The organism is bacterium (assembly GCA_012517375.1).
Classification (GTDB): domain Bacteria; phylum Hydrothermota; class Tepidihabitantia; order B3-TA06; family B3-TA06; genus JAAYVC01.
Genome location: JAAYVC010000107.1, coordinates 1 through 3,728, shown reverse-complemented (window position 1 = coordinate 3,728; position 3,728 = coordinate 1). Strand labels below are relative to the sequence as shown.

The window sequence follows — 3,728 nt, the reverse complement described above, 5'->3', positions numbered from 1 at the left end:
TATGATTATGATTTGCCCTGCATCGACAGCGTTTTCGAGCCTTATGCGCAATTCGTCCTTGAAGAAGGTCTTATCGACCTCAATCGCCTGAATATCCTTGGGGAGAGGGGAAGGGGAGGATTCGCTCACGCCCTCGAACACCTCCAGCGTGTCTAATATCATGCCCCGAATGTTAAAGTCGCCGTCGCGGTTGTCAGACCAAGCCAGGAGATGCTTGCCTGCGCCGTACGCAAGGGCGGGCTGCTGGTTTCGAGGCCCTTTCCAGACCACGTAGCCCGACTTGAGGATAGAGCCAAGCGTATCGACCTCTATGGCGTAAAGATGAACGGTGCTGTCCTGGAATCGATTCTCCCATACAGCAATAAAATCCTTGCCGTTCGATATTGCTTCAGGGTAACAGCATTGAATATCTGGATTAAAATTAATTAGAGTGGCTGAATCCTTGATGGGCTTACCGGAATCACTAAGAATATCGTACCCAACTAAACCATACTTATCATTCACTTTTGCTTCGCTGATCAGAAGGTAGCGAGATCCAGTGGTAGCCAACGCCTGGTTTTTGGGCCAGGACCCAGGAGTCGTCCGATATTGCGATCTCTCTAAACCAAAGTCTCCTCCTGTTTTTATGCGTAGAACGAGTGTGTCGTTGAGGAAAGCCCCGTAGTAGTTTGTGGGTGGATTTTTTAATAAATCTCTGTATAAAACAAGGAATTTTTCCCCATTCCAGCATGCAACAGGGGGTAAAATTTCAAAACCAAGCCCAGGTTCAGAAGATCGCCATACCTCTGTAAGAGAATCAGGTAATTTGCTGCCAATCCCCCAACATACTGAAGCGTCGTGGTAATCACCACCTGTTTGAAAACTCTGCTTGTGAAAGGAAAAGAAATGAGTTTTGCCATAGAATAAGCATATCGATGATGGAGGGGATACGTCTAGGTCGCTTTTAGGTAGTAACCAATGCGTTGGACTAAGGCTTGAACCCTCAAAGGAGTACTCATCATGGGTAACGGCAAAGAGTTCGGAACCGAACTCATTCCAGCCGATCATCGCCTTGGCTTCAACCGCAATACGATTTGGCCCAGCAGCAACGGCTGGGTACTGCAGAGGGCCAGGCAAACTGTATTTTTTAAACAGTTCCACTTCATTTGTCAGAAACTCTCCTTTATCGTCCACCCTTATGCCGCGTATAGTTCCCTGATCTTCGTCTTGCCAAACCACCCAGAACGCTTCGCCGTCCCAGCACACGTCGGGGTAGCGCTGGTCGCCTGGGGCGGTTGTTATTGGGAACTCTAAAGACACCATCGAAAGGATAAGACTCAAAAAGACCATAAAACCTCCTTTCTTATCCTTGTTTTATTCATCTGCTTTATTCTAGTCTTAATAAAATGTCTTGTCAAGCACTGTTCGAGCTTGAGTTCCGCCTAGTTTTAACAGATGTTTTTTTATTTCACTCTCCCGCCCATTCATGAGTTTTACACTTGACAAGCCAGTATCTGCGGCTAAACTCCGGTCATGTTGCACACAGGGAAGATTATCTGGACTGTGGTACTTGCAGCACTCGTTGTCGTAATTCATGCTGCAGGACAGATTGGGTTTAAGCAAGCCTCCAATGCCCAGAACCTCAAATGGGCAATAGTCTGGTTTCTGGGAGGGGGGGCGGTTGGAACTATAGCTATGATATTGTACGTCGTTCTTCTTCGGTATATCCCGGTTTACATGGCATACGCGATAAACTACGGTCTCGGTCTTGTTCTAGTTCAGCTCGTAATCTCCAAATTCATATTCAAGGAACCGGTGACGGTGCTCCAGTGGATTGGCGGAGCCGTTGTAGTCATCGGAATCGCCATGCTGTCTCTCGGCGCCGCAAAGAATCCCAATCCTTAGTTGTGCAATACCGACCTGAATAAATTCGGGTCATTTTCTGTAAGATATTGAGTATGTTGACAAGAGTAAAATCCTTTGTATCTTAACAAAAAACTCAGGAGGAATTACGTGAAAACCAATCTTGATTTTTCCGGACTTTCGGAGCCGGTCGCCAAAAAACTTGCTTCTTATCTAGAAGGTCTTATCAAATTGCTTGGAGAAAACCTAAAATCCGTTGTCGTTTATGGATCCGCGGTAGCCGGAGACTTTGATCCAAAACGTTCCAACATTAATCTTCTTGTAGTGGTGGAGCGGCTTGAGTTGTCTTTGCTTCACGATATTCAGCCTTACATAAGCCGCTGGGCACGAAAGGGCATGATTGCGCCTTTGTTTCTTACCTGCGAGCATATGAACACTTCATCCGATGTCTTCCCGATAGAATTCCTTGATATGAGCGATTTCCATAAGGTCGTGCTTGGCGATGACCCTTTTGCCAAACTCGACATAAGCCGCGAAAACCTTCGGCTGGAATGCGAGGAAAAAATCAAAGGCTCTCTGATTAGTCTCCGGCAATCGTATCTCGAGATAGCCGACAGACGGGCACCCATGATGAACCTCGTTGCTTCTTCAATAACCGGAATGGTCTCAGTTTTTCGCGGTCTCGTGCGTCTTGCAGGAAAATCGGCTCCAGCAAAGAGGATGGATGTCGTTGATGCGGCAGCCGGCTTATACGGTTTTGACAAGCGGAGTTTTCACAAGGCGCTTGAGATCAAGCATCTTGCTCCGAGGATGACGCGCCAGGAGATGGATTCCTTTTATTCCTCATACCTTTCTGAAATCGAAAAGATAGCGATTCAAATCGACAAGATGGGCAAAAAGGCGAGGAAAGAACCTGTTAAGGAAGCGCAAAAACCAAAAGTCATGGAGAAGGCTAAAAAGACGAAACCCAAACCTGTTTCAAAGAAGAAAAAGTAGCGCCAGCTCGAAGGTATATCGTGTATAAAATTTCACTCTTTTTCCTGCTTGCAATAACCGCTTCAGCTCAGGAGTATCCTTCCCCTCCTCCTCCAGACAACTACATAGTAGACCAGACAGGAAAGCTGAGCGCGGATGAGATAACGAGCATCAACAATCTTTGTCGCGAAGTCGAACGCACGACTACTGCAGAGATGGCAGTTCTTGTAGTGCCCTCCACAGGAGAACAGGATATCTCCATGTACGCGACCGAACTCGGAAACCGCTGGGGAGTCGGTCAGAAGGATAACGACAACGGTCTTATCATGGTTGTTGCAATAGACGACCGCAAGGTCTTTACTGCCACAGGCTCAGGAATGGAGGGCTATCTTACCGATGCAAGAATCAATCAGGTATATCGCGGCGTTCTTGTTCCGAACTTCAGAAACTCCGAATACGGCAAGGGCATTTATGAAGCGCTTCAGCTATATGCAAAGGATATCGAGAAGGAGTATGGCGTAACCATTGAAAACTCGAAGGGCGCTCCTGAAATCAAACAAGATTCAGGCGGAACCAAGTGCGGCGGTTTCGGCTGCTTTCCTTTATGCCTCTTCTTCATCTTCCCGCTATTGTTCTTCATCCTCTCCCTGCTTCGTGGAGCCGGTCGCGGAATAAGGGGCGGCGGCTTCTGGTCATCCGGCGGAGGCTTCTCCTCAGGCGGCGGAGGCGGATTCTCAGGAGGAGGCTTCGGCGGCGGCGGCTTCTCAGGTGGTGGCGGTGGTGGCGGCTGGTAACAAAGATGATTTCACACTCGTCTTCTTTCATGATAAGGAGACAATTATGAAAAAATTATTCTTAAGTATCTTGTTGCCGTTGGTCCTTGTTGGTGCCCAGTATCCGGAACCGCCCGG

4 protein-coding genes are annotated in these 3,728 nt (G+C 47.8%); 3 read left to right on the top strand and 1 reads right to left on the bottom strand.

Annotated elements, in window-relative coordinates:
* Nucleotides 1-1,329: hypothetical protein (locus tag GX441_11615; GenBank protein NLI99290.1), on the bottom strand; the 1,329-nt coding region annotated here is incomplete at its 3' end.
* A gap of 183 nt (nt 1,330-1,512) precedes the next feature.
* Between GX441_11615 and GX441_11610 the strand changes: the two genes are divergently transcribed.
* The 3 genes from GX441_11610 (at nt 1,513) to GX441_11600 (ending at nt 3,611) form a co-directional block, all read left to right on the top strand.
* Nucleotides 1,513-1,884 carry an EamA family transporter gene (locus GX441_11610; GenBank protein NLI99289.1) on the top strand — a complete coding sequence of 124 codons (372 nt, stop codon included), beginning with the start codon at nt 1,513-1,515 and terminating at the stop codon, nt 1,882-1,884.
* Between the two features lie 108 nt (nt 1,885-1,992).
* Entirely contained in the window at nt 1,993-2,838 is an 846-nt protein-coding gene (locus GX441_11605) for a hypothetical protein (GenBank protein ID NLI99288.1), read from the top strand.
* Between the two features lie 20 nt (nt 2,839-2,858).
* The gene (locus GX441_11600) at nt 2,859-3,611 is read left to right on the top strand and encodes a TPM domain-containing protein (GenBank protein NLI99287.1); all 753 of its coding nucleotides are present in this window, start codon (nt 2,859-2,861) and stop codon (nt 3,609-3,611) included.
* Nucleotides 3,612-3,728 lie beyond the last annotated feature (117 nt).

Coding starts and splice junctions, on each gene's coding strand:
- GX441_11610 (NLI99289.1), top strand. CDS start 1,513: ATGTTGCACACAGGGAAGATTATCTGGACTGTGGTACTTGCAGCACTC.